The 26,634-nt window shown below is 69.0% G+C and carries 15 protein-coding genes and 6 pseudogenes; 7 read left to right on the forward strand and 14 right to left on the reverse strand.

The annotated features are described in order from the left end of the window. Window positions 1-2: 2 nt before the first annotated feature. The 9 genes from ACFY1L_RS05825 to ACFY1L_RS05865 all read right to left on the reverse strand — a co-directional run bounded on the left by ACFY1L_RS05825 (window position 3) and on the right by ACFY1L_RS05865 (window position 8,904). Window positions 3-374 carry a VOC family protein gene (locus ACFY1L_RS05825; RefSeq protein WP_388818640.1) on the reverse strand — a complete coding sequence of 124 codons (372 nt, stop codon included), beginning with the start codon at window positions 372-374 and terminating at the stop codon, window positions 3-5. Continuing rightward, complete coding sequence (locus ACFY1L_RS05830; protein WP_388818643.1) at window positions 371-1,141, reverse strand: fumarylacetoacetate hydrolase family protein; 771 nt, start codon at window positions 1,139-1,141, stop codon at window positions 371-373. The genes ACFY1L_RS05825 and ACFY1L_RS05830 overlap by 4 nt, the downstream gene beginning before the upstream one ends. After that, complete coding sequence (locus tag ACFY1L_RS05835) at window positions 1,138-2,586, reverse strand: NAD-dependent succinate-semialdehyde dehydrogenase (protein ID WP_388818646.1); 1,449 nt, start codon at window positions 2,584-2,586, stop codon at window positions 1,138-1,140. The genes ACFY1L_RS05830 and ACFY1L_RS05835 overlap by 4 nt, the downstream gene beginning before the upstream one ends. A gap of 80 nt (window positions 2,587-2,666) precedes the next feature. Next, entirely contained in the window at window positions 2,667-3,584 is a 918-nt protein-coding gene (locus ACFY1L_RS05840; protein WP_388818648.1) for a VOC family protein, read from the reverse strand. Window positions 3,585-3,682: 98 nt separating this feature from the next. Beyond that, entirely contained in the window at window positions 3,683-4,594 is a 912-nt protein-coding gene (locus tag ACFY1L_RS05845; protein WP_388818651.1) for a LysR family transcriptional regulator, read from the reverse strand. Between the two features lie 105 nt (window positions 4,595-4,699). Next, on the reverse strand, window positions 4,700-5,662 hold the full coding sequence (locus ACFY1L_RS05850; RefSeq protein WP_388818653.1) for a sugar ABC transporter substrate-binding protein: 963 nt from the start codon (window positions 5,660-5,662) through the stop codon (window positions 4,700-4,702). 88 nt (window positions 5,663-5,750) lie between these two features. Next, the gene (locus tag ACFY1L_RS05855) at window positions 5,751-6,767 is read right to left on the reverse strand and encodes an ABC transporter permease (RefSeq protein WP_388818656.1); all 1,017 of its coding nucleotides are present in this window, start codon (window positions 6,765-6,767) and stop codon (window positions 5,751-5,753) included. Further along, complete coding sequence (locus ACFY1L_RS05860; RefSeq protein ID WP_388818659.1) at window positions 6,764-8,308, reverse strand: sugar ABC transporter ATP-binding protein; 1,545 nt, start codon at window positions 8,306-8,308, stop codon at window positions 6,764-6,766. The genes ACFY1L_RS05855 and ACFY1L_RS05860 overlap by 4 nt, the downstream gene beginning before the upstream one ends. A 38-nt stretch (window positions 8,309-8,346) precedes the next feature. Then, window positions 8,347-8,904 carry a carboxymuconolactone decarboxylase family protein gene (locus ACFY1L_RS05865; protein WP_388818662.1) on the reverse strand — a complete coding sequence of 186 codons (558 nt, stop codon included), beginning with the start codon at window positions 8,902-8,904 and terminating at the stop codon, window positions 8,347-8,349. A gap of 234 nt (window positions 8,905-9,138) precedes the next feature. Between ACFY1L_RS05865 and ACFY1L_RS05870 the strand changes: the two genes are divergently transcribed. Continuing rightward, window positions 9,139-9,543, forward strand: coding sequence for a cupin domain-containing protein (locus tag ACFY1L_RS05870; protein WP_388818665.1), 405 nt, complete (start codon window positions 9,139-9,141; stop codon window positions 9,541-9,543). Window positions 9,544-9,862: 319 nt separating this feature from the next. On the opposite strand, the pseudogene ACFY1L_RS05875 reads toward ACFY1L_RS05870, so the two are convergent. The 3 genes and pseudogenes from ACFY1L_RS05875 to ACFY1L_RS05885 form a co-directional block, all read right to left on the reverse strand. Beyond that, window positions 9,863-11,671 (reverse strand): annotated as a pseudogene (locus ACFY1L_RS05875) (bifunctional sugar phosphate isomerase/epimerase/4-hydroxyphenylpyruvate dioxygenase family protein). 185 nt (window positions 11,672-11,856) lie between these two features. Beyond that, a pseudogene (locus ACFY1L_RS05880) lies at window positions 11,857-12,471 on the reverse strand (zinc-binding dehydrogenase); the annotation flags it as partial. A gap of 221 nt (window positions 12,472-12,692) precedes the next feature. Then, window positions 12,693-14,393: a tannase/feruloyl esterase family alpha/beta hydrolase gene (locus ACFY1L_RS05885; protein WP_388818668.1), complete on the reverse strand. Its 1,701-nt coding sequence runs from the start codon at window positions 14,391-14,393 to the stop codon at window positions 12,693-12,695. 1,902 nt (window positions 14,394-16,295) lie between these two features. Between ACFY1L_RS05885 and ACFY1L_RS05890 the strand changes: the two are divergent. The 6 genes and pseudogenes from ACFY1L_RS05890 to ACFY1L_RS05915 all read left to right on the forward strand — a co-directional run. Then, window positions 16,296-16,571: pseudogene (locus ACFY1L_RS05890) on the forward strand (DDE-type integrase/transposase/recombinase); the annotation flags it as partial. A gap of 70 nt (window positions 16,572-16,641) precedes the next feature. After that, window positions 16,642-16,806 (forward strand): annotated as a pseudogene (locus ACFY1L_RS05895) (IS30 family transposase); the annotation flags it as partial. Between the two features lie 373 nt (window positions 16,807-17,179). Next, window positions 17,180-17,473 (forward strand): annotated as a pseudogene (locus ACFY1L_RS05900) (integrase core domain-containing protein); the annotation flags it as partial. 190 nt (window positions 17,474-17,663) lie between these two features. Then, window positions 17,664-19,925 (forward strand): P-loop NTPase fold protein, encoded by a 2,262-nt coding sequence (locus ACFY1L_RS05905; protein ID WP_388818671.1) that lies wholly within the window; start codon window positions 17,664-17,666, stop codon window positions 19,923-19,925. A gap of 101 nt (window positions 19,926-20,026) precedes the next feature. Further along, window positions 20,027-20,326 carry a hypothetical protein gene (locus ACFY1L_RS05910; protein ID WP_388818674.1) on the forward strand — a complete coding sequence of 100 codons (300 nt, stop codon included), beginning with the start codon at window positions 20,027-20,029 and terminating at the stop codon, window positions 20,324-20,326. A gap of 396 nt (window positions 20,327-20,722) precedes the next feature. Further along, a pseudogene (locus tag ACFY1L_RS05915) lies at window positions 20,723-21,923 on the forward strand (IS110 family transposase). Between the two features lie 359 nt (window positions 21,924-22,282). Here ACFY1L_RS05915 and ACFY1L_RS05920 read toward each other — a convergent pair. Beyond that, window positions 22,283-23,563: a sulfite oxidase gene (locus tag ACFY1L_RS05920; RefSeq protein WP_388818677.1), complete on the reverse strand. Its 1,281-nt coding sequence runs from the start codon at window positions 23,561-23,563 to the stop codon at window positions 22,283-22,285. Between the two features lie 457 nt (window positions 23,564-24,020). After that, window positions 24,021-26,021, reverse strand: a complete 2,001-nt coding sequence (locus ACFY1L_RS05925; protein WP_388819000.1) for an SWIM zinc finger family protein — start codon at window positions 26,019-26,021, stop codon at window positions 24,021-24,023. Window positions 26,022-26,634: the final 613 nt, after the last annotated feature.

Below are 26,634 nucleotides of genomic sequence, written 5' to 3' on the forward strand. Positions count from 1 at the left end.
GGTCAGTTGGGGCGCTTGCCGTGCCAGACCAGTTCGATCATGGTGTGGTCGGGGTCGTGGATGTAGCAGAACTTGGACTGGTTCTCGGGGCGTTGGATCGGGCGGGTGTGCCGGATCCCCAGCTCCCCCAGGTGCTCCAGGAAGTCGTCCCAGTCGTCGACCTCGACGGCGAAGTGGTAGGGCGCCATGCGCTCCATCTCCTCGACCGGCGTGAAGTGGAGGTCGAAGTTGCCCCGGGTCATCAGCACCACGCGGGTGTTGGACTTGGGCATGATCCGCTTCATCCCGAAGACCTTCGTGTACCACTCGGCGGTCCGTTCGGGGTCGGTGGTGGGGAAGTTGACGTGGTGGATGTAGCGCGGTTCCTTGCTCATGCTCGATTCCCTTCGAGTCTTACGGGGTTGGACAGCACACCGATGCCGCTGATCTCGACCTCGACGGTGTCCCCCGGTTCCAGCTGGCAGGTGGACTCGGCGCCCATCCACAGCACGTCGCCGGGGTGCAGGGTGATGTACCGGGTGATCTCGACGATGTGGTCGAAGGGGTCGAAGACCATGTCGCCTGTGGGGAACCGGGAATGGACCTCGCCGTTGACCCGCAGCGTGGTCGTCTGGGCCAGCGCGTCGACGTCCGTCTCGATCCACGGCCCCATCGGCTTGAAGGTGTCGCTGTTCTTGCTGCGCCAGAACGTGCGGTCCTGGTGCTGCCAGATGCGGGCGCTGATGTCGTTGCCGATGGTCCAGCCGAAGACGGACTCACGCGCCTCCTCGTGGGTGGCGTGCCGAACCGTACGGCCGATGACGGCGACGAGTTCGGGCTCGGCCTCGAACCGTCCCTCGACCTCGACCGGCTTGACGATGGGCGAACCGTGCCCGGTGAGCGCGTTGTTGGCCCGGTAGCCCACCTCGGGACGCTCCGGGGTCGCGGCTCCGGCGTGCGCGACGTGCCGCGGGTAGTTGTAGCCGACCGCGTAGAAGACGGGCGGCACAACAGGGGGTAGCCATACGGCGGTCGAGCGGGGAACCGTGCCGACGACCTCCGTAGTGCCTTCGATCGGTGAGCCGCCCAGCAGCTCGATCCGCGACTCCCCCACCCGGCCCCACTCCGCCCGGCCGCCCACCGAGACTCGCGTGTACCTCATGGCGCCAGCAGGTGGGAGACGCGCTTGGTGATCAGGTAGGCGTCCAGGGCTTCGGGTCCGCCCTCCCGGCCGTAACCGCTGTCCTTCACCCCGCCGGAGGGTGCCTCGTGGACCGAGCCGCCGCAGTGGTTGATCGACAGGATCCCGGCCTCCAGCCCGGCGGAGAGGCGCTCGGCAGTGGCTGCGGACTGCGTGAAGCCATAGGCGGCCAGGCCGTACGGCAGTCCGTTCGCGGTCGCGAGCGCCTCGTCGAGGTCGGCGAAGGGGACGATCGGGGCGAGCGGTCCGAAGGGTTCCTCGCGCATCAGCTCCGCGTCCGCCGGTACGTCGGTCAGGACGGTTGGGGCGAAGAAGTACCCGGCGCGCTCCAGCCGTTCGCCGCCGGTGAGGGCCTTGGCGCCGCGGGCGACGGCGTCGGCGGTCAGGCGCTCCATCGCCTTCAGGCGGCGCTCGTTGGCGAGGGGTCCCATGCTGGTGCCCTCGGCCAGCCCGTCCCCGACGACGACCGCCTCGGTGGCCTTCACGAACTCGGCGGTGAAGTCCTCGACCAGGCTCTCGTGCACCAGGAAGCGGCTCGGTGAGGTGCACACCTGCCCGGCGTTGGCGAACTTGGCTTGCGCGGCCTTGCGGGCCGCTTGTACGGGGTCGGCGTCGGCACAGATGATCACCGGGGCGTGGCCGCCCAGCTCCATCAGTGAGGGCTTCATGACTTTGCCGGCCTCGGCGGCGAGCAGCATGCCGACCGGGACCGAGCCGGTGAAGGCGACGATGCGAGTGATCGGGGACGCGATGAGGTGGGCGGAGACCTCTGTGGGCTCACCGAAGACAAGGTTGAGGACTCCGGCGGGAAGCCCGGCGTCGGCGTAGCAGCGGACGAGGGCGGCCGCGGCGGCGGGGGTCTCCTCCGAGCCCTTGATGACGATCGAGCAGCCGGCCGAAAGCGCCGAGGAGATTTTCCGGTTGGGACCGCCCACCGGGAAGTTCCAGGGGACGAAGGCAGCTACGGGGCCGATGGGCTCCCGACGGACTGTCAGGACCGTACCTGGCGCGGAGGGGATGATGCGGCCGTACGCGCGGCGGGCGTCGTCGGCGTGCCAGCGCAGGGTGTCGGCGGTGCGGAGGGCCTCGCCGGTGCTCTCCTTCAGCGGTTTGCCCTGCTCCAGGGTCATGACGCGGCCGATGTCGGCGGCACGCTCGCGGATCAGGTCGGCGGCGGCGTGCAGGATCGCGGTGCGCTGGGCGACGGGCGTCTCCCGCCAGACGCGGAAACCCTCGGCAGCGGCGTCGAGCGCGCGGTCCAGTTCTGCGGTTGTCGCCAGCGGTACCGTTCCGATCACCTCTTCGGTGGCCGGGTTCACGATCGGGGCGGTTTTGCCGGTGCCGCCCTGGCACCACTCGCCCGCGATGTACATGCGGACGGCGGGGTAGCCGTGGTCGGTGGTCATGGGTGGGCGCCTCTCAGGCTGGCTCTAGGGCGAGTGGAGCAAGACAAAGGTTCCCCGGCCGGAGGCTGGGGGAAGGGTGCTCAGGAGGCAGGGGCGTCCTGGTCCCGATTGGTGCGCAGAGCCCAGATGTGATGGGGCGGAGTCGTCTCGTGGACGCGGGTCTCGTAGCTGTCGTCGACGCGGTCCATGTCGGCGGCGTACTCCACGCGGCCGCCGCACGGGGCATGCAGGAAGCGGAAGACGTTGGAACCGATGGTGTGACGACCGAGCCGGCGTGCCTCCTGCCAACCACGCTGGATCATGTAGTTGCCGCCCTCGACGACGTCGTCGAAACCGGGGACCTCATAGGCGATGTGGTTGACGCCGGCCCGGTCGGGGCGATGGCACAGCAGCATGGTGTGCTGGTCGCCGTCGCCCGGTGCCTGCATGAACACGCCCATGGGCTCCACCACGTCCGTTGGCCGGAAGCCGAGGTGCTCGGTGTAGAAGGCGACCGCCTCCTCCTTGCCCGGCTTGGGGATGTTGAGGGCCACATGGCACATCCGCAGCGGACGGACCCGGTCGATCGGCTCCAGGCCGGTGTTCCAGCGGTTGACGTTGCCGAGCGCGTTGGCCGGCCGCGGAGTGACGGGCACTTGCTTCGGCCGGGCCAGGGTCAGTCCGACGCCGAAGCCGGTCTCGTCCACGGTGTGGTGGACGCCGTCGGCGCTCTCGCGGACCGCGCGGCCCTTGGCGGCCGCGGCCACGAGGCGCTCCAGCTCCTCCCGGGTGTCGACGCCCCACACGACCTCGCGCAGTGTGGGCCCGGGCTCCACCGGAGGCGGCAGCCGCGGGCTCGGGTAGGCGTCGAGGTGGAGCGTCTGACCGGTCAGTGTCTCGAACACCGCGTGGTCATCGGTCCTTTCCACCGGGAGGAGACCGAAGTCGTCGAAGAACCGGACGCATTCGTCGAGGTCGTCGACGCTGTAGGTGGCCGATTCGATTCTCTGGATTCCCATGGGTTTCCTCGTTTCCGGGTCGCCTCGTGAGCGTAGGTTTCGGGGTACGGCGGCCTCAATGTCCCGAGCTCTACAAGGTGCGCAATCGTTTCTTGCGATTACGGCCGGATCGTCGGCATCGGATTCTGTGAGAACCACTCGGCGAGGAAGTCGAGGAACACGCTGACCTTGCGCGGGGTGTCCTGTCCGGGGCCGTAGATCGCGTACAGGGGACGGTCGGGTACGGCCAGGTCGGGCAGCAGCACCTGGAGAGCGCCGGAGACCAGGTCGTCGTAGGCCGGACGCTGTGGGAGCAGCGCGATTCCCCTGCCGTGGACGGCCGCTTTCTGCAAGGCGATGTAGGAGTTGGACGAAAAGGCGATGTTGCGGATCTTGTGCAGGGTGCTGGCATGGCCGTGGCCGATGCGCCACACAGGGTCGTTGACGTGGACCAGGCAGTCGTGGGTGGCGATGTCGTTGGGATGGGCGAGGGAGCCGTGCCGTTTGATGTACTCCTCCGACGCGCAGAGCACAAAGGGCAGCGAGGAGATCTTCTTGAGCCGGACGCTGGAGTCCCTCAGGTCCCGGGTGTGGAAGGCGACGTCGAACCCGCTGTCCAGGAAGTCGTACGTCCGGTCGGACATGCCGCCGAGTTCGAAACGGACCTGAATTTTGGGATGAGCGGCGGAAAACGCGGCAATGGCGTCCCCGAGATCCAGACTGCCTATCCATTTGGGGCAGATGATGCTCAGCGTTCCTTCGGCACGGTCGTGGAGCTGGGCTATGCCGGCGTCCTCAGCCTCGATTTCGTCCAGAATGCGCGCGGCGAATTCGGCGTACCGCTGTCCCGGTTCGGTGAGGCTGACGGACCGGGCCGTGCGATTGACCAGGCGGACGCCTACCTGTCGTTCCAGTTCGGCGACGTGCCGTGACACCAGCGAGCCGGAAGAGCCCAGCTTCTTCGCGGCCCCACTGAAGCTGCCGACCTGCGCGACGGTGACGAAGCTGTGCATGAGGAGCAAGCGATCCATGTTCCCTCCGGGGGCTCCCCCGCTCACGGGGGATGCCGGGAGTGGGCGGAGCGCAAATGCGGCTCGGAGACTGTGGAGTACGCACCGTTTCCCGGTGACGGTCCCTTACTTCGGGCAGTACGGGGGTGCGTCGCTCACGTTGTCCTTGGTGACCAAGACAAGAGGAATGTTGGCAATCTTGTCAACATCTTGATTGTCATCCAGGAGGCCGATGGTGTTCTTCACCGCCGTCTGACCGATCGTCATGGCCGAATTGGCGACGGTCGCGGACAGTTGACCACTCTTGACCGCGGCGATGCCGTCCTCGGTGCCGTTGACGGTGACGATCTTGACGTCCTTGGCGCCGGCGGCGTCGAAGGCCTTCCGGACGGCGAAGGCCATCTCCTCGTTGGCGACGAAGGCGTAATCCAAGGCGGGTTGGGCCTGGATCATGTTCTCCGCGACGTCCTGCGCCTTGGCCGGGTTGAACATGCCGGGCTGGTTGGCGACGACCTCGGCGTTCGCCGGCAGGGCGTCCTTGAAGCCGCCCACCAGCAGGTCGGAGGCGGCACCGGGGGCGCCGGCGACGATGCCGACCTTCACGTCCTCGCCGGCGGCGTCCTTCTCGATCCAGCCGGCATCCAGCGCGCCGACCTTCTTCAGGTCGACCTTGGCGACGCCCAGGACGTCCGACATGTCCGAGGTGGCGACGGAGGTGAGGAAGATCGGGATGCCGGCGCTCTTGGCCTTGGCTACGTCGCCCTCAAGGGCGTCGACGTTGACGGTCTGGACGATCAGGGCGTCCACGTTTCGGGCGATCATGTCCTCGATGTTGGACAGCTCGGTGCCTGCGTCCTGCTTGGAGTTGGCGGAGTAGAGGGTTGCCTTCTCCGCCTTGGCCGTCTGCTCGACGGACTTGAGCAGACACTGGTGGAAGTGGGTGTTGGCGCCGTTGACGAACCCCAGGGTGACCGAGTCACCGGCGGCGCCCGAGCCTTCGTTCGCCGTGCCGCAGCCGGAGAGCACCAGAGCGGCGGTGCCGATGAGTGAAGCCGCGGTGGTGCGGCGGGAGCGGGTGGTGGGCTTCATGGGGCGGCCTTTCCTGCGTCATTGAAGAGAAGTTGCGTTGTGGGCGCACTGGGGGCTGCGGAGGACCGGGACAAGCGGGGGTACTGCGCTAATGGCCTGGTGTGGACTTGCGCTGGAACTCGTTGATGATCGCCGCGACGAGCAGCACCCCGCCGGTCACGACGAGCTGGTAGTAGCTGTTGACCTGGAGCAGGTTCAGCGCGTTGGCGACGACGCCGAGCAGCACCACACCGAGGACGGTTCCCACGACGGTGCCGTGGCCGCCGGCGAGCGAGGTGCCGCCGATGACCACCGCGGCTACGGCGGTCAACTGGAGCTGGAGACCGCCAGTGTTGGGGGCGGCGGCGCCGAGCCGGGACAGCAGCATCAGTCCTGCCAGACCGGCGAGGGCGCCGGCGAGGGCGTACAGGGCCAGTTTGCGTCCGGAGACGTTGATGCCGCTGAGGCGGGCCACGTGCTCATTGCCGCCCATGGCGAAGGCGTCCCGGCCGAAGGTGGTGAACCGCATGGCCAGCCCGATCGCGGCGAGCACGAGGATCGCGACGACGCACAGGTAGGGAACGCCGAGCACCTTGTCGTTGCCGAGGGCCCACATGCGCTGCCCGATGGTGATGGACTCTCCGTTGAGGACCAGCAGCGCTACGCCGTCGAGCAGCATCGCGGAGGCCAGGGTGGCGACGAAGGGGGCGACCCGGGTGAACGTCACCACCAGACCGTTGGCCAGGCCTATCAGGGTGGCCAACAGGAGGGTGACGGCCACGGTGACGGCGGTGGGCCGGCCGTCGTGCAGCAGGGTCGCGCCCACCGAGACGGTGACGGCCGCGTTGCTGCCCATGGAGAAGTCCATGCCGCCCGCGGTCATCAGCAGGGTCAGCCCGGCCGCGATCACAGCGGTCACGCTGATCTGCCTGAGAACGTTGAGCAGGTTCTGCGAACTGGTGAAGGAGTCCGCCTGGAGGGCCGTGAACAGCGCCACCATCACGAGGACCACGATCAGGCCGCCGTGCGGGACGCGGAGCACGGCCTGGGGCGACAGGCGGGACGCGGGGCGCTCCGGTGAACCGGCCGCGAGGTCGGGGGCGGCGGAGGGTGTCTTGAGGCTCACTGTGGCTGACCTCCGAGTGCGGTGGCGACGAGCTCGTCGCGGGTGATGGCGGTGACGTCGTGTTCGGCGACCGTGCGCCCGGCGCTGACGACGACGACCCGGTCTGCCAGGCGCATGACCTCCTCGGCGGAGGAGGAGGCGAGCAGCACGGCCACGCCGCGCGAGGCGAGGTCGTCGACCAGGGTGTGGATGTCGGCCATGGCCGCGACGTCGACCCCGTTGGTGGGGTCTTCCAGGAAGCAGGCGACCGGCTCGGTCTCCAGCCACTTGCCCAACAGGACCTTCTGCTGGTTGCCGCCGGACAGCGCGCCCACGGGCGGATTGCCGGTGAGGGCGACCACGCCGTAGCTGCTGCGCAACGGGGCGGCGCGGCGGGCGAGTTCGGTACGGCGGTGCAGTCGGCGGCGGGCGAAGCGGTCGCCGGCCAGCATCAGGTTCTCGTCCAGGGTCATCCCCTGGACCAGCCCCAGGGTCCGGCGGTCGCCGGTGACGCAGCGCAGACCGCTGGCGAGCGAGTCCGGGACCCGGCCGAAGGGCACGTCACGGCCGTCGACGAGCAGTTCGCCCGCGTCGGGGCGCTGCCGTCCGGAGAGCAGGTCGAACAGCCGCGACTGGGCGTCGCCCGCGGGGCCGAGGACGGCGACGATCTCGCCCTTGCGTACCTCGACGGTGAAGTCCTGGACGGCCCGGCCATGGCTCAGACCGCGAACGGACAGCCCGCTCTCGTCCTTCGGGGCGGGCCGCTCGGGCCGCTGCGAGACGACATCCCGGCCGACCATGCTGCGCACCAGCGAGGCACGGTTCATCTCGGCGGCAGGGGCGGTGGTCACCACTCCCCCGTCGCGCAGGACGGTGAGGCGGTCGGCGACGGCCATGACCTCGTCGATGTAGTGCGAGATGTAGACGACGGCGACACCGTCGTCCCGGAGGGTGCGCACCAGCGCACGGATCTGGTTGGCGTCCTTGGCGCTGAGACAGGCCGTCGGCTCGTCGAGGATCAGGATGCGGCCCCCGCGGCGGACCTCGCGGGCCACCTCGACCATGGTCTGTTCGGCGACGGTGAGGGTGCCTGCGACGCGCTCCACGTCGATGGCGATGCCGAGGCCGGACAGCGCCTTGCGCGCCTCGTCCCTGACGGCCCGCCAGCGCACGGCACCGCACCGGGTGGGCAGGTCACCGAGCATGACGTTCTCGGCGACGGTCAGCCCCCTCGCCAGTTCACGGCGCTGCGGCACGCAGGCGATGCCGAGCCTGCGGGCCCTGCGGACGGTCAGCCCGGGGTGGTCCTGCCCGCCGACCTCGATGGTGCCGCCGTCTGCCTGGTGCACTCCGGAGAGGATCTGTACCAGGGTCGACTTGCCGGCGCCGTTCATGCCCATCAGCGCGTGGATCTCGCCCGGGTACAGGTCGAGGTCGACGTCTTTCAGCGCGGCCGCCCCGCCGAAGCTCTTGGTGACGCCGCGCACGCGCAGTATCGCGCCGCGGGGTGCCGTACTGGCGCCGCCGTCCGCCAGGGACCCGGCCGGTGTCCTGGGGGGCACAGCGGTACCTTCCTGCGTGTTCGGGTCCATGAGAGGGCTCACGGCTGGTCGCCGTCAGGGGTCACTCGCCCGTAGCCGCGGATGTCGGGGAACGGGGGCTCCTTGTCGGCCTGCAGGTCCACCTGGAAGGTGTTCAGGCACATGCCGAGCATGGTGAAGTTGCCGAGCGCTCCGATGGTGTCGACCAGGCCCTTGGCCCCGAAGTGTCCGAGGGCGCGGGCGAAGGTCTCGTCGGTGACGAAGTGGTCTTCCAGCACCTCCCGGCAGAACTGATAGAAGGCCTGGTCCGCCTCGTTGTCGAAGACGGCGGCCCGCTTCTCGGCGACGGCCTTCACGGCGGCCTCGGGGATGCCCGCCTCGATCGCCTGGTGCACATGCGCGTTCCAGGAGTACTGCGCGTCCCAGTTGCGGGCGGCTATCAGCAGTGTCAGCTCGCGCAGGTGCTTGGGGAGACTGCAGTCGAAGCGGGCGAACGCGCCGAGGGACTCCGCGCGCTCGCACATCTCCGGGCTGTGCAGCCAGACCCGGAAGGGGCCGCGAACGGCACCGCGACGCCCGGCGATGCGGACGGCCAACTCCTGCTGCCTCGGGTCCATTTCCTCTTCGCTGAGAACGGGAAGCCTCATCTGCCCGGTACCTGCCTTTTCTTTCCGGCGCGTTTCCGGCGCGGGTCCACAAGCCGTGCGGTGGGAGCCGACGGTACAACCGGGTTCGCGAAGCTCACCCCTCCCGGAACGCAAGGTAAAACTGCACGCCGGAGGGCACCCATGCGCGGGCGCGGGACCTAACGTCAGTCGACGCATCACCGTGAAATGGAGAGGAACCCCCGGATGACCACGATCATCAAGGTCGCGTCGGTACCGCTGCTCGACCGTGGCGGAGCGGTGGTCACGACACCGCTGATCACCACATCGTCGGCCGGCGGGGAGAACAGGATCACCAGCGGGATGAGCGTGTACCCGGTCGGTTCCGGTGCACCGTCGCACTCGCACAATTGCGACGAGCACGTGACCGTCCTCGAGGGCGAGGCAGAGGTCTGGGTCGACGGCGAGGTGACGAAGCTGGAGCAGTTCGACACCACCTACATTCCGTCCCCCGTTCCCCACCTCTTCCGCAACATCGGAAGCACCCCGCTGCGCATCCTGTGGGTGTACTCCTCGGGCTACGTGACCCGAACCTTCACCGAGACCGGCAAGACGGTCGAACACCTCTCGGCCGAAGACCAAATGGGCTGAGGCCTCTCAGGCCCCGTTCCGAGCATGCCGGGGCCGAGCAGGCCGGTGGTCCCTCACCGGGGGCGACTCGGCGACGGCAGGCAGTGCCCGGCTGACCGGTCTCGGCGCGCATCGGCTCACGTGATCCGACACCAGCCGCCCGACTCCCACGCCAGCCCCGACTCCGCAGCGCGGCCGGTGCCGCGGGGTCCGCTCTCCGACGCGTCTGCGGCGATGGGTCGGCAAGACACGGTCGGCCATCGCCCTCCACCGCACCGCCCGTGGCCTGACCATGGTCGTGGCCTTCAGCATCGGCCTGGCAGCGGCCCTCGTCGGGCCCTCATCGTCGCTGCGCGGCCAGGCGGACGGGAGCGTTGGCGGCGCCATAACCGGCATAGCCGCCGGTGCGTTGGACGATCTCGAAGAAGACGCGGCCCACGGTGGCCGTGTAGCAGTGGCGGAACTCGCCTCCGCGTTCGTCGCGGTCGTAGAGGACGCCAAGTTCGCGGTAGGTGTCCAGCTCGCCGGGGGCGAGCTCGTGGCGGGCATCGAGATCCTCGTAGTAGTTGGCGGGGATCTTCAGCAGTTCCACGCCTGCGGCACGAATGCGGCGGGCAGTCGCGGTCAGGTCGTCGGTGGCGAGGGCGATGTGCTGAGCCCGGGTCCGGCTCTCCCCGGCCGGACTGGGCGCAAGGTTGAGGACGAGCCGAAGGCCGCACGTGCCGTCCGTGCCGCCGGAGAGGGCGCGGCTGCGGAAGAGACCGTAGGGGTCGGCCCGGTCGACGCTCTCGTGCGGGCTCAGGCCCAGGACGGCGCGGTGGAACAGGACGGCTTCGTCGAAGTGGTACCAGGGCTGAGTCAGGGCCACGTGGTCGACGCCCGTGATACCCCCGGCCACCTCGCCGGCCGGTCGGGGGCGGGTCCTGCCCGTGAAGTCGCTTGTCCAGTCGGGGTGTTCGGGGCGTCGCGTGGCGCAGAAGAACAGTTCAGTGCCGTCGGGGGCGGCGATCGCGTCCAGCGGAATGTCGTAGCTGGTACGGCGTTGGGGCAGGACGGGGGCGAGCAGGGACTCGGCGCGATGGGCGGCGGCGCCGGGATCAGGGGCCTCCAGGCCGATGGCCGTCAGGGTCGTGCCGTCGTCGCGGGAGCCGGTGCCGTGGTTCAGCAGGATGCGGGCTTCGCCCTGTTCCCACAGCTCCACGGGTTCTGCGGTGTGCCGTCCAGCGCGTCGGAAGCCGAGTCCGGCCAGCAGTCCGGTCATGAGCTCAGGGTCGGCGGTGGCGAGTTCGGCGAAGGCGACTCCGGACGGAACGACCGGGGCTGGGAGCGAGGAGATGCCCGCGCTCTCCTCCAGGGCGATCAGCGAGCGCAGCGCGTAGACGGCGGTGCTGCCCGCGTCCGCCTGGCGGAACACGTCGTTGAAGACCTCCAGGGAGAGCGGGCCCCGGTACCCGGCGTTGACGACGTGGCGGACCAGGGAGGTCACGTCGAGGCCGCCCTGGCCGGGGAAGCAGCGGTAGTGGCGGCTCCACTGCAGGACGTCCATCGCCATCAGCGGGGCGTCGGCGAGCTGCAGGAAGAAGACCTTCTCGCCGGGGATGTCCGCAATGCCTTCGAGGTCCTTGGGGTCGCTGCCGCGGGAGAGGATGTGGAAACTGTCCAGGCAGACGCCGAGCGCGGGGTGGTCGGCCTTCTCGACGATGCGCCAGGCGTGGTCGTACGTGCTGACGTGCCGCCCCAGGCGAGCGCCTCGTAGGCGACGCGGATGCCGAAGTCCTGGGCCAGGTCGGTGAGTCGGGCGAGCTGTTCGGTGGCAAGCGCGTCGACGTTCACCGCGTACGGGGAGACGTTGGAGCACACCAGGAGCATGTCGGCCCCCAGCCTGCGCATGACGTCGAACTAGCGCTCCGCCCGGCGCAGATTCCCTGCGAACGCCTCCTCAAGCATGGCCTCGACATCTCGCATCGGCTGGTAGAGCTCGATGGTGAGCCCGAGGTCGGCGCCGCGGGCGCGCGTCTCCTCCGGGGACAGGGGGCTGACGAGGAGGTCGTTCTCGAAGATCTCGACCCCGTCGAAGCCTGCGCGCGCGGCGGCGGTCAGCTTTTCGGTGAGGGAGCCGCTGAGGCTGACCGGCGATGGACCTACGCATCCGGGTCGCTCCCGATGCTGATCCAGGTCTTTCCAGCGCGTTCGCCGGCGCCGGCGAACGCTTGCTGGGCCTGGTCGAGCGGGAAGGGCCTCGATGACGACTCCGGGCCGGGCCTCTGGAAGTTCGGCTGTCGCAGCGGCAAAGTCGCCGGGGTGGTCGTAGATCATCGACCCGCGCAGCATCAGCTGGCGGCGGACCACGTCGTCGGTGGTGAGCGGCAGTCGGTGGGAGTTGAGGCCGACCAGGACGAAGGTGGCGCCGGGGTCGGCGCGGTCCACGGCCGGGCGCAGGGCGGGTGCGTGGCCGGACGTCTCGAAGACGTATGTGAATCCGGTGCGGCCGTCGTCGGGTGTCGCGCCCAGCCGTTCGGCACGGGCGAGCCGTTGCGGGTGTGGTTCGGTGACGACCGGTTCGATGCCGAGGCGGGCGAGGATGAGGCAGGTCAGCAGGCCCTGTGCCCCGGCGCCGACGACCAGGCAGCGGTCGGCTGCCGTCACGCCACTGCGCCGTACGGCGGCCCGGGCCACGGTGTACGGCTCGGTGGCGGCCAGGTCGGCGCCGGTCAGGCCGTCGGGGACGGGGTGGGCGAAGTGCGCGGGGAGGGCGACGCGTTCGGCGAGGACACCCGGGACGTTCAGGCCCACGATGGCCCAGTGCGGGCAGGCCGAGGTCAAGCCGGTGAGGCAATCCGCGCACTTCAGGCAGGCGTAGTTGGGTTCGATGACCACGCTCTGACCCACCTGGCGGTCCCGTACGTCGCTGCCGACGGCGGTGATCCGTCCGTAGCCGTCATGGCCCATGACCCACGGGGTCCCCCAATGGGCAACGAATTCCTGATCGGCGTCGCCGGTTTCACCGTCGTATCCGTCGAAGCGCCGGCGCCTCCGGTTCCCGCAACAGGGCGCGCCTCGCTGGAGAGCCAGCGCGCTCGCGAAGGCATGAGTTGGGCCTCCGAGCTGGCCCGTCACAGCGGACGCGAATCAGCGAGGGCGGCCGATCCTGTCGGCCGCCCCGGCACCTTCTACGCGGCCCGCTGCGTCAGCCACGTCCGCTTCGGCCGACAGACCAGGTTGCCGTCCACAACCTTGCACCAGGTCTGGTAGTCGGAGGAGAACAGCCGCTCGCCCACCCATGCGTAGGCGTCCACGTCGGGCTTGGTGTGGGGCGTGTGCGCCACGAAGTTCGACGCGTCGTCCACGCTGCCCGTGCCGTCATAACGGGCGACCTGGGGGTACGGGAAAACCGGCCGCGTTCGCGTCACCGTGTCGTTCGTGATCTTCGACGCGATGATCTTCCCCGGCCTGGTCGCGGTTTCCGTCCACGCCATCACCGGGGTGAGGACGTCGAACGTGTTCGGGCCCTCGCCGCCGCCGCAGTGCGCCACTCCCGGGAAGAGGTAGAGCTTGGCGAAGCTGTCGGCCTTCTTCGCCCCCACCGCCTCGCGCAGGGCGTCGTAGTACGCCAGCGTCCCCTGCGGTGAGATGTGCTGGTCGTTCCAGCCGTGCCAGAGGAGCAGCTTGCCGCCGCTCTTGGCGAAGGCGCTGAGGTCGGGGTCCAGGGCGGCGAGGTAGCTGGAGGACTGGACCGTCCTCCAGAACGAGTCCACCGTGAACTCCAGGTCGGAGAGCCGGAAGTCCGGGTCGGGGGCGTTGGTGTGGGCGAGGTAGCGGGTGAACGACGTCACGAAGTTCTCGCTGGCCACCGTCTGGCCCTGGCGGGCCGGGACGAACAGCGTCCATTCCAGCTCGGAACCCCACTCGTGGGCGATCTCCGGCTCCAGCTTGCGGCCCTTCGCGTCCGTGGCACCGTCATGCAGACGCTGGACGACGCCTGCCTGGGCCTCGGTGAGGCAGGTCGACGAGGCCTGGCTGGCCTCGCACACCAGCGTCTTGGGGTCGAAGTCGCACTGGCGCGGGTCGTCGAGCAAGCCGTCCTTCAGGCCGTCCAGCGCGTCGCAGGCGTCCAGCACAGCCTGGTGGATCACGGGTAGCTTGTCGGCGAGGAGGATGTAGTCACCGTCCGCGCCCTTGTTCGTGAGGACGTTCCACGCATGGTGGAAGGTGTTCTGAACGACCATGTTGTTTGCGGGCGCACCGGCCGATATGCCGTCGAAGTCGTCGGGGTAGCGCTGCGCCTCCATCAGGGCCTCACGGCCGCCGTCGGAGCAGCCCGTGAAGTAGGAGTAGGCGGGGCGCATGCCATAGAACCGACCGATGACCGCCTTGGCGACCTGGGACGTGACGTGCACGCTCCGGTAGGCGAAGTCGATCTGCGCTTGCGGGTTGTTCAAGGCCCACGAGCCGTCGTTGAGCCCCTGGTGGCCCATGTCCGTCGTGGCGCTGGCGACCGTGCCGTCCTCGACAACCGGACAGGTCGACGCCTGGCCGTAGTTGATGTTGGCGCTGCCGCACAGGCCACCACAGCCGGTCTGGACGTAACGCTGGGTCCAGCCGTTGACCGGCAGGCGAATGACAATGGTGTTCGCCGGAGCGATGGCTCCGCGCACCTCGCAGTACGGGGCGGACACGTCCGTCGTCACGACCTTCGCTGAAGAGATCGTGACCGAGGCGTCGGTGACGCCGTCGAGGTCGAGGCCCGCCACATCCGCGCACTCCATCACAGGCGTTACGGCGGGCAGGTCCGCCAGGCCGTCCGCTGTGACCGCGGGGCGGGATGCCGTCGTGCCGCTCGCGGAACTCGCACCCAGGAGCGAAGCGAACATCGCCGCGACCGCCACGCAGGCGACAGCGGTCGATCTCGTCCGACGTGGGAAGCCAGGAAGGCCACGGGCTGAGGACCTACGCATGAATTGCCCCTTTCGGTCTCAGGCGCGCAGCTCCGAGCTGCGGCGCCACCAAACGGGTAGCGTGGGCGAAGTTGAAAATATCGTCAACAATTTTGACTGCACTCTAGGGCGGAGGGCGTAACTTTCCGGCCAGGCCCTCGGGTCCGACAATGCAGGGCAACACGGCCAGTGCCGCCGTCGGAGGCGAGCACAAGTGTGTCGGATTCAGCAGGCGCCATCGCCGCCGCTACCGTGGTGCCGGTCGCAGTAGGTGGGGAAGACTCGCCACAGTGGGGCTCGAAGGCACGGACAGATAGAGCCTGTCGTCGATGGCGATCCGGGAGCCCCCTGTCCCGCCCTGGTGAAGGTTCCCGTCCGCTTGCCGAGAGCGGATCCGTGGATGCCACAGAACCAGCCCGGGTGCACGCCGGCGCCGTCCGGCTCGGCGGGCAGTTCCCGCATGAAAATGATTACGCGCGGGAGAACTGGCTGCCTCGCCAATGCCCCACGGTCGCCACCCGGGACCCGAGGTTGGGAATACTGCCGGCTGTGGCGGCTCACTCGCCGTTTGTCACGTTGGGCCCGATGGTTGCATGAGGGAGTCGGGGACCGCCGTGTCGGCGTACACGTAATCGCGCATAACGTCGATGCGCGGTTTGACACCCTCGGTGCGTACTCCGCCCCACTCCGGGACGACATTGGCGGCGGTGGTAGTGCCGCTGCATGTCCTAGTCCGCGTGGTTCCAGGTGACGGAGGGAGCGATGCCTGCACGCCGCGACCACGCGGTGAACCGGTCCCGATGGAGGCGTCACCATCAGGCACGTGCCCGACGCTGTCAGCAAATGCGGCGTGAGCACACGTTGATGGGACAGCCCCCAGACCATCCCGCCCATGCCGAGCCCCACTGCGCTCCCCACAGTCAGGCCGTTGAACAGGAGAAATACAGAAGCCCGGCTGGAGCATGGGGTCCCCGAGACTGCCCGTCAAACCTTCGAACAAACATGCACGACCAACTGGTCCCCGGCCTGACTTGTCACCAGGCGAAGGGCAAGGAATGGGGGCACCGCCGGGGTCCGGCTGGAAGAGAACGATGCGGCAGCGCTGCACAACGGACTCGTCCTCGAAGACAAGGAGGCGACCGCCACGCCGCCATTCGGGCGCTTCAACCGCGAGCGACCCTCGCTCGCCCCTCAGCCCCCAAGGCGCAGAACCGCAACGCAGCTCTGGACCCGATCCGCCCCCGATGCCCGAGTTCTACGGAGCGTAGTCAGCACCAAGTCAGCACGGGAGAGACGAACACGGGTGATGACGTGGGAAGCACGGGAGTCAGCACGCCACCGTCAAAGCACCCCCAACTACGCTTCCCGGACAGCACTGATTTCGCCCCGCTCTCCAAGCCTCTCAGCCGCCGCGCCGCGAGCGGGCATGGCGGTCCGACGCATAACCACGCCCCGAACTATGGTACCCCACCACATGTGCGCCTGACCTGCACGTTTCTACGGTGTGCCAACACATACCCGTCCCCACCGCACTCGAGGAAGTGGCGCACATGGCCTCCAGAACCACCGCTCCCCCACCAGCCGCGAACCTCCGCCGCATCGTCGCCGCCAGCCTCATCGGCACCACCATCGAGTGGTACGACTTCTTCCTGTAGAGCCAACCGACGGGACAGGCTCCCGCCCTGATGGGCGCGGGAGCCGGTGTATGCGCTACGACGACCGCGGGGCTGCCGGGCGGCCGTTGGCCGAAGGGCTGCAGGAGCTGCGCAGTCAGGAGGTGGTGGTGCTGGGGCTGCCGCGAGGTGGGCCGCCCGTGGCGGCCGAGGTGGCCCGGCAACCAGGAAGGCCGGCCCGCCGGTGCACGACGACCTGGTCCGCCGTGACTTCACCGCGGATGGCCCGAACCGGCTGTGGCTCGCCGACATCACCGAACATGCCACCAGCGAAGGCAAGTTGTATCTGTGCGCGGTCAAGGATGTCTTCAGCAACAGGATCGTCGGCTACTCGATGGACACGCGGATGAAGTCCCGCCTGGCCGTCACAGCCCTCAACAACGCTGTCGCCCGGCGTGGACACGTCGACGGGTGCATTCTGCACAGCGATCGCGGGTCGCAGGGTGAATTCAACTGGTCGTCGCAACACTTTGATCTCGGAGGTGTGCGACGTGGCCACGGCGGACTGGAGTTTGAAGACCAGCGATGTTCCGGAGGGTCGGCGTCGGCAGTGGCGCGCTGATCGTGCGTTGCAGCCGGCGATGCGTTCGCCGGGGCGGCCTGATCCGTCTCGAGTCGTGCAGCGCCAGTTCTGGCGGCTGATCGCCACGGGGGTCACGACGGTGGAGGCGTCGTTGGCGGACGCCGGCCGAGGTCTTCGAAGAGCTGTCGGCGTACAAGGTCATGCGCAGAGGCCGGTACAAGCTCACGTACAAAGGCCGGGTGCCACTCGTTGGGGGCCGGCTGATAGCTGCCGAATTCCGGGCCGGGACGAGTTGTCCAGGGTGGGCGGAGCCCAGCGCGGAGCGCCGCCGTAGGCGCCCTTGACCACTCGGAGTGGCCCATAGACTCCCTCATCGGGCGGCCCCACCACCCACTGCTTGTGGCTCGGTTGAGGCATTTGGATCTTTGCATTTGAGCCTGTACCGACCTGTGTACGTGAGCCAGTACCCCGACAAGAGCAGCTGCGCTCGCTGCAACAGCCCGGTGTTGCAACGACCAATTGAACTCGCCCAGTTCCGGTCACGGAAGTTCGTCCGGGCGCTCGATCGTCACCGGATCGTCGGCTCAATAGGGAGGGTCGGGGCGGCAGGCGACAATGCGGCCATGGAGTCCTTCTTCAGCCTGCTGCAGAAGAACGTCCTCGACCGTCGATCGTGGGCCACCCGCGAAGAACTGCGGATCGCGATCGTGACATGGATCGAGAGGATCTACCACCGACGCCGCAGACAAGCTTCGCTCGGCCGGCTGACCCCCGTCGAATTCGAGAGCGTCATGACCACACCGGCCCTCCAGGCCGCGTGACCGAACCTGTCACCCAAAGCTGCACCAGACTCCTCACCATGGGCAACGTAGTTGGCGAAGGGTGGCTGGATGACAGCCCGTAGGTAGGGCCTGGCCAGCTTTTTGGCCGCAGCGCAGCGCCTGGCTGATGCTGACGGGTGATTCGAGGCAAAGCAGCGCGAGGGTTTCGCCATGATCGTATCGTTGACCGGTGAGCTACCCATGGGACCGCCTTACAGCCAACTACCAGCAGTTTCATGCCTTGGTCACCAAGCTGTTGCTGCAAGTGGACCCTCGCGCACGCGTGCCTTCGGACGGCGTCGGACGACCCGAAGTCGGCGTCGACGTGGTGGCGGAGACTGAGACCGGCGAGCGTGTGGCCTACGAGATCAAAGCCTTCGCTGGGGCCATGACCACCAGCCGCCGTCGCCAGGTCCGCCAAACTCTGGAAAGAGTGGCGGCCAGGAACCCTCCGGACAAGTGGCACTTGGTGTGCGCCGTGGACCCCACGCCACGTGATCTGCAGTGGTTTCACGAACTGCGCGGGAGTTTCCCATTCCTCGGTGACTGGTTGGGCGCGAACTGGCTCGATCAGCAGCTTGACGCACACCCCGATGTCCTGCGCTCGGCCCTGCTCGACCCCTCCGCCGATCTCCTGGCCCGCTTCGAACACGAGCAACTGGAGCGGGAGGCCACCCTGGGGGACTCGTCTGACGGATCGGACCTACACAAGGGCACCGTGCACTTCAGAGGCTTCGCCGACCGGCCGGCCAGCAGCGACCTGCTAGATCGCATGGCCCTGGTGTCCGCGGTGGCCGACCTGCTCACGCCGACCGAGGAGGGCTCCTCGCCGGCGGATGGACTGATTACGGAGGACGGTACCGGCCCCTCTGTCGTAGCGATCGAGGGGCCGTGGGGGTCAGGCAAATCCACGCTTATGCAACTCATTGAGAAGGAGGTCATTGCCCGCCAGCACGACGTGCTTCCGGCCTCCGTCGGCCGCTGGCAGCACTGGAAGGATGAGGCACACAGTTGGTTGCCACGGCTGCGCCGCCGCAACCTGCCCGTGCGCTCGGCTATCAGGTTCCTGCTCAGCCAACGCCGGGCGGACGCCAATAGCAAGCGCAGCAGGTGGCCTCTGCTGCACGGCACGCCCTCCCCTCCGCCAACCTCTCGCACGGTGGTAACGGTTCGCTTCAACCCCTGGGCGTATCAAACCAGCGACCAGATCTGGGCCGGGCTCTCTCGCGAGATCGTGGAAGCCTCACGCTCGGCGCAAGGCTCCGCTGGCCGCGACCGCGAAGCGTACTGGCTACGCCGTAACGCAGAACGACTCGACCGCCATCACCTGCGCCGCACCGTTAGTCGGCGGCTTCTCTCGCCGCTACTGCGGGTGGGCGTCTTTGCCTTGGTCGTCCCAGTCGTGGCACAACTGGCCAAAGAAGATACCCACTACAGGTGGTCTGGACACAACGTGAACGCCGCACTCCTGGCCATCGGCCTTCCCCTGCTTCTACTGTCCATAGGGGTAGTACACACGGTCCTTCGATTCCTTCTGGGCCGGGCGCACTCCTTCCTGCCAGGAGAGATCCTCGATGGCCCCGTGCTCAGCGGTGCCTTTGCCGCTCCAGCATCCGGATCAGACAACGCGCTGCGCGACCCCTACTACAACGCCCGGTCCGGCTACCTCTATCTCATCCAGCACGACATCAGCGACCTCCTGAAAACGATCTGGTCCAGTGGCCGCGAACTCATCGTGTTCATCGACGATCTAGACCGCTGCTCTGCCCGCGCCACCGCGGAAGTCTTCGAGGCCATCAACCTCTTCCTGTCCGGAGCCCTCCACTCCCCACATCGATACGCCGAGCCGAACGCGGTGCCATGCCGCTTCGTTCTCGGACTGGACTCCGCAGTCGTCGCAGCACACCTCGACCGCGCCTACTCCGATCTCGCCTCAACGCAAGGACAGGCAGGCCACCAAGACCCATCCTGGGGGTGGACCTTCCTGCGGAAACTCATCCAACTCCCCGTCACCCTGCCCCCCATCGCCCCCAACAGCCTCGTCGCCGCCACGAGCAGCCTGCTGGGCCCGGTCGGCGAATCTCCCGAGCTCCACACCACATCCACCGCCCCAACTACACCTACAACCTCAGCAGTCGAACCCCCAGCAGTGAACCTGATGTCAGCAGACATGACAGCACCTCAGCCCGAACTCGAAACCCACGTGCTCGCCTTGGAAACACACTCAGTAACTCGTAACCGCCTGCAGGACAGACTGAGCGCCCAGCGCCACCTGTCCATTCGGGAAGCCAAGAGACTTCTGACTGTGTGGCAGTTCTACCTCCGCGTCCTCGCCTACAAAAGACGGCACCACACAAGCCCTCTCTGTCGAAGACGCTATGCACCTCATCACCCTCGCCGAGGTCACCGCTCGCTGGCCCGCTCTGCAAGGTGCCCTCACCACCCGAGTTGAGGGCGAACCCGGCCTAGCAATGCTCACACCCCACACCGGCGACGATGTCAGCTGGGCTAAAGCACTGCGAAAAACGGGCATGGGCTCCGCCGCTCATAAGGATGCCTGCGCAGACCTCCGAGCGCTGCTCGCCACCGCTGACGGACCCGCAGTTGCCGACCTTGCAAAACGACTCTTCTGAGAACCTTTTGGCCGGTGACGAGGAGACCAGGTCGCGAGAAGGGCGCCGCACATCAATCGGCGAAATCCTCGGCAACCTCGCGGACCAGAGCCGGGCGGTGTCTGTCACCCAACCCATCGGCCGGCAGCAGGCCGATAGGACCGTGCGGCTCCTTAACCAGACGGTATCCAGGCTGCGCAGACTGCCGGAAATCATGGAGGAGATGACGAAGCCAATCTGACGCAGTCCGTCCGGCAGGTCCGACGCGCTGGATACCTACCACCTGCCAGCAGAGCCTCCAGTGCAAGCCCCAATCCGTCATGAGCAACTGCACGACGACGTCCCGCCGCAGCAAGTCGGCGGGGGCGAGGTCGCCCCCGTTATGTTTTCCGCGGTCCTGCAAGAGGACCGCTGGCCTCCGGGCCCGGCATGGCTGTTCCCCCCTGTCGAGGGCATGACCTGGGGGGTGGTGCCACCGGGCCCGAGAGGCGCCGTTGGAGACGCTGATGAGAGGTCCGACTACCGCCCGGCCGAGCGCAACGCCCGGCCTTCGTAGGCGGCAGGTCTGCATAACGTGGATGCGCGCACGACGCCAACGCCCCGGCCAGCACCGCACAACCCCGCATCGGAGGACGGCTTGAACGACAGTGACGAGATAGGCGTCTTCCTGGGCCTGGACGTCGGCAAGAGCCACCACCACGGCCACGGACTCACCCCGGGCGGCAAGAAGGTCTTCGACAAGCAGCTGCCGAACACCGAGCCGAAACTGCGGGACGTCTTCGAGAAGCTGAAGACCAAGTTCGGCACCGTCCTGGTGATCGTGGACCAGCCCGCCTCGATCGGCGCCCTGCCGCTGACGGTGGCCCGGGATGCTGGCTGCAAGGTCGCCTACCTGCCCGGCCTGTCGATGCGGCGGATCGCCGACCTCTACCCCGGCGAGGCCAAGACCGACGCCCGCGACGCGGCCGTCATCGCCGACGCGGCCCGCACCATGCCGCACACCCTGCGCTCGCTGGAACTCACCGACGAGATCACCGCTGAACTCACGGTCCTCGTCGGCTTCGACCAGGACCTGGCCGCCGAGGCCACCCGCACCAGCAACCGGATCCGCGGCCTGCTCACCCAGTTCCACCCGTCCCTGGAACGCGTCCTCGGCCCCCGGCTCGACCACCAGGCCGTCACCTGGCTCCTCGAACGCTACGGATCCCCAGCCGCCCTGCGAAAAGCTGGACGCCGCAAACTCGTCGAGGTGATCCGCCCCAAGGCCCCGCGCATGGCCACGCGGCTGATCGACGACGTCTTCGAGGCACTCGACGAGCAGACCGTCGTCGTCCCGGGCACCGGCACCCTCGACATCGTCATTCCCTCCCTGGCCCGCTCCCTCAGCGCCGTCCACGAACAACGCCGGGCCACAGAAGCCCAGATCACAGCCCTTCTGGAGGCACACCCTTTCCCAGCTCCTGACGTCGCTGCCCGGCGTCGGCGTCAGGACCGCCGCCACCCTGCTGGTCACCGTCGGCGACGGCACCAGCTTCCCCACCGCAGCCCACCTGGCCTCCTACGCCGGCCTCGCGCCGACCACGAAGTCGTCCGGGACCTCGATCCACGGCGAACACGCACCCCGCGGCGGCAACCGCGTCCTGAAACGCGCGATGTTCCTGTCCGCGTTCGCCGCGCTGCACGACCCCGCCTCCCGCACCTACTACGACCGATGCCGGGCCCGCGGAAAGACCCACACCCAGGCACTTCTCCGCCTGGCCCGACAACGCATCAACGTGCTCTTCGCGATGCTCCGCGACGGCACCTTCTACGAACCCAGAACCCCACGCCTCGCTTGACCAAAGACATAGAGGCACCCCCCGCCGGAGCAAGCCGACGGGGGCCCTCACATGTCACGAGCAATCACAGGCGTGTCACCAACCCCGCGGACACACTCATGCCACAAGGCTCTGACCTGTACTTACGTGTTCCCCCTGGGCCAAATGGACGCCCGTGGACGGTTTCTACGACATGTGCCAGGTCGTGCCGAGCGAGGGACCGAGGATGAGGACCGGGGCGTCTTCCGGGCCGTCGAAGCGGTACTGGAGGGCAGGGGTCTTCGTCTCACTCACCGCTCCACGCTAACCGCCCTTTCTTGCCGTCCGTGCGCTGGGCCCCCAGTCCCCACACCTGACTCCCGCGTATCGCCGGTGAACCCTCACACCGCCTTCACCGGATGCCGGACCACGGCGTCGAAGAGGTATCCCTGGGTGTTGAGGACGGTGGTGTCGGGCTGGGTACGGCCGGTCGTGTCGGTGGCGCGGGCGAGGAGCGTGTACACCCCCGGGGCCGGCGCCCGCCAGTCGACGGACCATCGGACCCATCCGTTCCGCTGCGGGGCGTCGTGCAGCCGCGCGCGGCGCCAGCTCGTACCGCCATCGGTGCTGACGTCGACGCGGACGATCCCGCCGTGGCCGGACCAGGAGCGGCCGGTGAGCCGATGCTCGGTGGCGGCGTCGAGGTTCGCGTCCCAGGCCAGCTCCCAGGCGCTCTTGATCGTCTGCCGGGCCAGGGGCGCGCTGCCGCCCTCCGGATAGGAGTCCCCGAACAGCCGGTAGAAGTCGGTGTTCCAGGGCGAGTACAGCGGCTGCGCGGACACCTCGATGTCGCCGACCCACTTGATCGAGGAGATCCCGATCCAGGACGGCACGAGGACGCGTACGGGGTGACCGTGGTCGTACGGCAGCGGCTCGCCGTTCATCTCGTACGCCAGCAGCACGTCGTCGAGGGCCTTGGAGACGGGCAGGGGGCGGCGGACCCGGCCGAGATCGGTGCCGTCGGCGGTCACGTAGTCGGGGTCGAGTCCGCGGGGCATGACGTCGACGGCGTGTCGCCCGAGCCCCGCGCGCCGGAGCACGTCGGCGAGCCGTACGCCCCGCCACCTGGCGGTACCGATCGCACCGAGCGTCCAGGCCGTGCCGGTGACGGTCTGCCCCTGTTGGCCGGTGAAGAAGCTGCGCCCGTTGCCCGCGCACTCCACGAATGCGGTGCGGGTGACGGCGGGGAGCTTCTTCAGGTCGTCGAGGCTGAACTCGACGGTGCGGTCGTGGGTCAGACCGTCGCCGTGGACGGTGAGGGTCCAGTCGGCGGCGTCCAGGACGGGGGTGGAGGTGTGGTTCCGGACGAAGAAGTGGTCGACCGGGGTGTGGTAGCCGGTACCGGCGAGGGAGGCGAACTTGGTCTCGGCGTTCGTACCGCGGACGGTGAACCAGTCGTCGGGCAACGGCTTGACGATCCCGGGCGAAGTCGCGGCCGCGGCGGGGGTGTTGAGGGCGAGGGGCACGGCTGTGGCGGCTCCGGCTGCGGCGAGAAGCCGGAGCATGTCCCGCCGGGAGACACCGTCGGCACGGGCTTCGCCGGCGAGCCATTGGCGGAGTCTGCGGCGGTCGTAGGTGGATTCGACGGATGCGGTGGATACGGCGGATCGGGGGGTGCGCATGGGTCTGCCTTCCGTACGAGGAGGTGGGCGAGGCCTGGGCGGGGCGCGAAGAACGCGGAGGCGCGGGCGCGCGGGGAGCGTGGGAAACGCTGAAGTGGCCGTCCTGGAACGGCTGTTATGCGGCAGGAATCACGCGAAGGATCAACAACAGCGACACGACGCGAGCGCGCGGTACCGCGGAGCGGCGGGGCGACGTCGGCTGAGGATCATGGGCGCCATCGTACGAGGGTGTGGTGGGCGGGGGTGGGGAAACTGCGGAGTCGAGCCGGGGCGGGATTGTCCCGGGCCAGGGACCTTTCGGCATACGGCGAGCCTTGTGAGGCGGTCCCGTCAGGGCGGGGTCGGGCGGCGCGGGGCGTCAACTGCCCGGGGTTCAGCGGTCGTTGGGCGCTCTCAGGCTGTGACCGTGCCCAGCGAAGCGGTGTCAGGTGACGCGAAGCGCCAGGCCGTCGTGGACTCAGAGGTCGTTCGGTGTGCCCAGGCCGGTGAGGGCGCCCACCGGGTCCAGGTCGGGGGTGCCGCGGGGCCACCAGTCGTCGTGGCCCGGTTCCGATTCGTAGGCGTACCACAAGCCGTCGCGGCCCAGGCGGAGTTGGACATGAGCGCGGGGGTGGGTGAGGTGGTTGCGCCAGGGGCGGAAGGCCGGGAGGTCGGCGGCGAGGAGGAGGGGGCGGGCTCGGTCGAAGCGGCCGGCCGGTGGGTCCCAGGGTTCCTCGAGGACGGCCAGCCCTTCGAGCCCGCCCTGCCGCCAGGCGGCGACCGCGCGCGCCAGCTCCGCCGGGGTGCGGTCGGCGGCGGAGGCGAGCGCGGCGTACAGCGCGCGGGTGCCGGCGGTGAGGCCGGAGCCTGGGCGGGCGGCGGCGAGGCGGACCGCGTCCTGCCACAGCGTCAGCTCCGCCACCGGGTCGCGGCCGGTGGCGAGCAGGGCGTGGGCGCGCGCGGCGGCGTCGGTCGCCAGCTGGTCCAGTGCGAAGGGGTCGGGGCCGCCGGGGGCCGCCGGATAGACCGGGGGCTGCTCGGGGTGCGGGGGTGTCGGCAACGGCGCTGGCAGCGGCGGAAGTTGACGGTTCGCGAGGACGACCTCGGTGGCACGGACGCCGGGGAGCGGGGCCGGTTCCTTCTCCTGGGCGGCGCGGGCCGCTCGGGCGGCGCTCAGGCGGGAGAGGGCGTCCAGCAGCTCGCGTTCACCGCGGCCACGCAGCAGGAGCAGGACGAAGGGGTCGGCGTCGAGCAGGCGTGCCGTCTGATAGCAGAGGGCGGCCGCGTGTTTGCAGGGGTGGCCGCGGTCGGGACAGCTGCAGTGCGGGTCGAGGTCCCGCGGGCCCGGCAGCAACGGCACTCCGCAGTCGGCGAGGGAGTGCGGCAACTCCTTGTCGAGCAGCGCCGCGATGTGCCCCGGCCGCTCGGCGGCGGCGTCCAGGAACCGCGCCCAGTCTTCGTCGTCCAGCGTCCGCAGCCGCACCTGTACGCGGTACGGGCGCGGGCGGCTGCCCTGCACATACGCGAGCACGAGCCCCGGTGTCACCGTGATGGCGTCCACATGCCCCTGCTCGGCGTAACTCCGCCCACGCGCAAGCCGCTTGGCGTCCAGCGCGCCCTCCTCCAAGGCCGTGACCCAGGCATTTCCCCACCAGGTCTCGGCGAAGGAAGTCGCCGAGTCCGGGTCTGCGCCGGCTGAAGGGGCGGCGGAAGCGTGCGCCGGGAAGGCGGGGAAGGTGCGGCGCAACTCGCTGTCGCGGGAGGGAGCGGCCATGGAGTGCGGGCGGAGGGTGGCTGCCAAGGTGGACTGAGTGGCGGCGTCGTCCGGAGCTGGGGGAAGGGTGGGGAGTGCGGTGTTGGTCCGGGGTGTGTAGGCCTGATGTGCGTCGGTACGGGGGGTGTCGGCGCCGTGCGCTTCGGCAGAGGAGTTGTCGGCCTCGGCACGGGACTTGGTGCGCCCAGCTGTCTTCGCGCCTTCGCCCTGCGTGGACGTACGCGACCCCGAACTCCGGTCCCGCGTGGTTCCGTTGTCGTCGCGCCCCTCCTCCGACCCGGCCGCCGAGTCGGGCATACGGAAGCTGTCGGCGAGCAACTCCCGCAGTTCACGGGCCCGTACACCGGCGGCTTGGTGCGGCGCACCGCCACGGGTCCGGTCGTTCGGCGGCACGGGGCGGCGCGGCCGACGCCCGGCCTCGACTGCCGCCCGCTCGGCATCCATCCGCGCCTGGCGCGACTCCGCCCGAGCAGCGCGCAACGCCTCGCGGGCGACATCAGCGGGACGGGGTCCCGCAGTTCCGGCCTCCGCACTCCCGGACTCCGTGCTCCGGGCCTCCGCCTCCGGAGCCGCCTCGGCACTCGCCTCCGACGGCCGGGCCGCCCGCGATGCCTCACCGCGGCTGTCCGCGCCGCCTGCCGCACCGGAGGCACTTCCCGACCGGTCCCCGGCCGACACTCCACTGCCGGAGCCGTCGTTCACCACGTCATTGTCGGAACCGTCGTCCGCGGCAGTCCCGGAGAGCTCGGCATCGGTATGCAGACCGCCGACGCCCTCGCCACGCCTGGCGGAAACGGCCCGACGCAACGCCGCACGCGCAGCATCACCGGGCCGCGCTTTGACATCGCCGGCCCCCTCCGAACCCCGGCCCCGCGCAAGGGACTTCTCCGAGTCCCCCTCCTGTCCAACGGCCGAACCTGGCGCTGCCTCGTGCACCGCGCCCGAGTCCCGCACCGGCTCCCGCCCCGCGAGTTCACCAGGCGCTGACGCCTCGCCCGTGGATTCTCCCGACCGCGCCATCTCCCCCGGAGGGCCACCCGCAACCGACTCCCGCTCCACCAACCTCTCGGACGTCGACTCCGCCCCAACAGCATCACCCGACGACGGCACCTCCCCCACGCGGAAGCCGGTAACCGCCGCCTCGCCGGCAGCCCTGTCCGACCCCGATTCCTGTCCCGCATCCCCCTCAGCCGCCGACTCCTCCCCCGCAGTCCTCCCCCGCACCGATCCCCCGACCACCGGCTCCCCGGCCCCCTGCTCTCCCCCCTCGCGCCGCTCTCCCTGCTCACGCCGCTCACGAGCCTCCCGCAACGCCCGC

The organism is Streptomyces sp. NPDC001663 (assembly GCF_042893105.1).
Taxonomy (GTDB): domain Bacteria; phylum Actinomycetota; class Actinomycetes; order Streptomycetales; family Streptomycetaceae; genus Streptomyces.

Coding starts and splice junctions, on each gene's coding strand:
- ACFY1L_RS05825 (WP_388818640.1), bottom strand. CDS start 374: ATGAGCAAGGAACCGCGCTACATCCACCACGTCAACTTCCCCACCACC.
- ACFY1L_RS05830 (WP_388818643.1), bottom strand. CDS start 1,141: ATGAGGTACACGCGAGTCTCGGTGGGCGGCCGGGCGGAGTGGGGCCGG.
- ACFY1L_RS05835 (WP_388818646.1), bottom strand. CDS start 2,586: ATGACCACCGACCACGGCTACCCCGCCGTCCGCATGTACATCGCGGGC.
- ACFY1L_RS05840 (WP_388818648.1), bottom strand. CDS start 3,584: ATGGGAATCCAGAGAATCGAATCGGCCACCTACAGCGTCGACGACCTC.
- ACFY1L_RS05845 (WP_388818651.1), bottom strand. CDS start 4,594: ATGGATCGCTTGCTCCTCATGCACAGCTTCGTCACCGTCGCGCAGGTC.
- ACFY1L_RS05850 (WP_388818653.1), bottom strand. CDS start 5,662: ATGAAGCCCACCACCCGCTCCCGCCGCACCACCGCGGCTTCACTCATC.
- ACFY1L_RS05865 (WP_388818662.1), bottom strand. CDS start 8,904: ATGGACCCGAGGCAGCAGGAGTTGGCCGTCCGCATCGCCGGGCGTCGC.
- ACFY1L_RS05870 (WP_388818665.1), top strand. CDS start 9,139: ATGACCACGATCATCAAGGTCGCGTCGGTACCGCTGCTCGACCGTGGC.
- ACFY1L_RS05885 (WP_388818668.1), bottom strand. CDS start 14,393: ATGTTCGCTTCGCTCCTGGGTGCGAGTTCCGCGAGCGGCACGACGGCA.
- ACFY1L_RS05910 (WP_388818674.1), top strand. CDS start 20,027: ATGCCTGCGCAGACCTCCGAGCGCTGCTCGCCACCGCTGACGGACCCG.
- ACFY1L_RS05920 (WP_388818677.1), bottom strand. CDS start 23,563: ATGCGCACCCCCCGATCCGCCGTATCCACCGCATCCGTCGAATCCACC.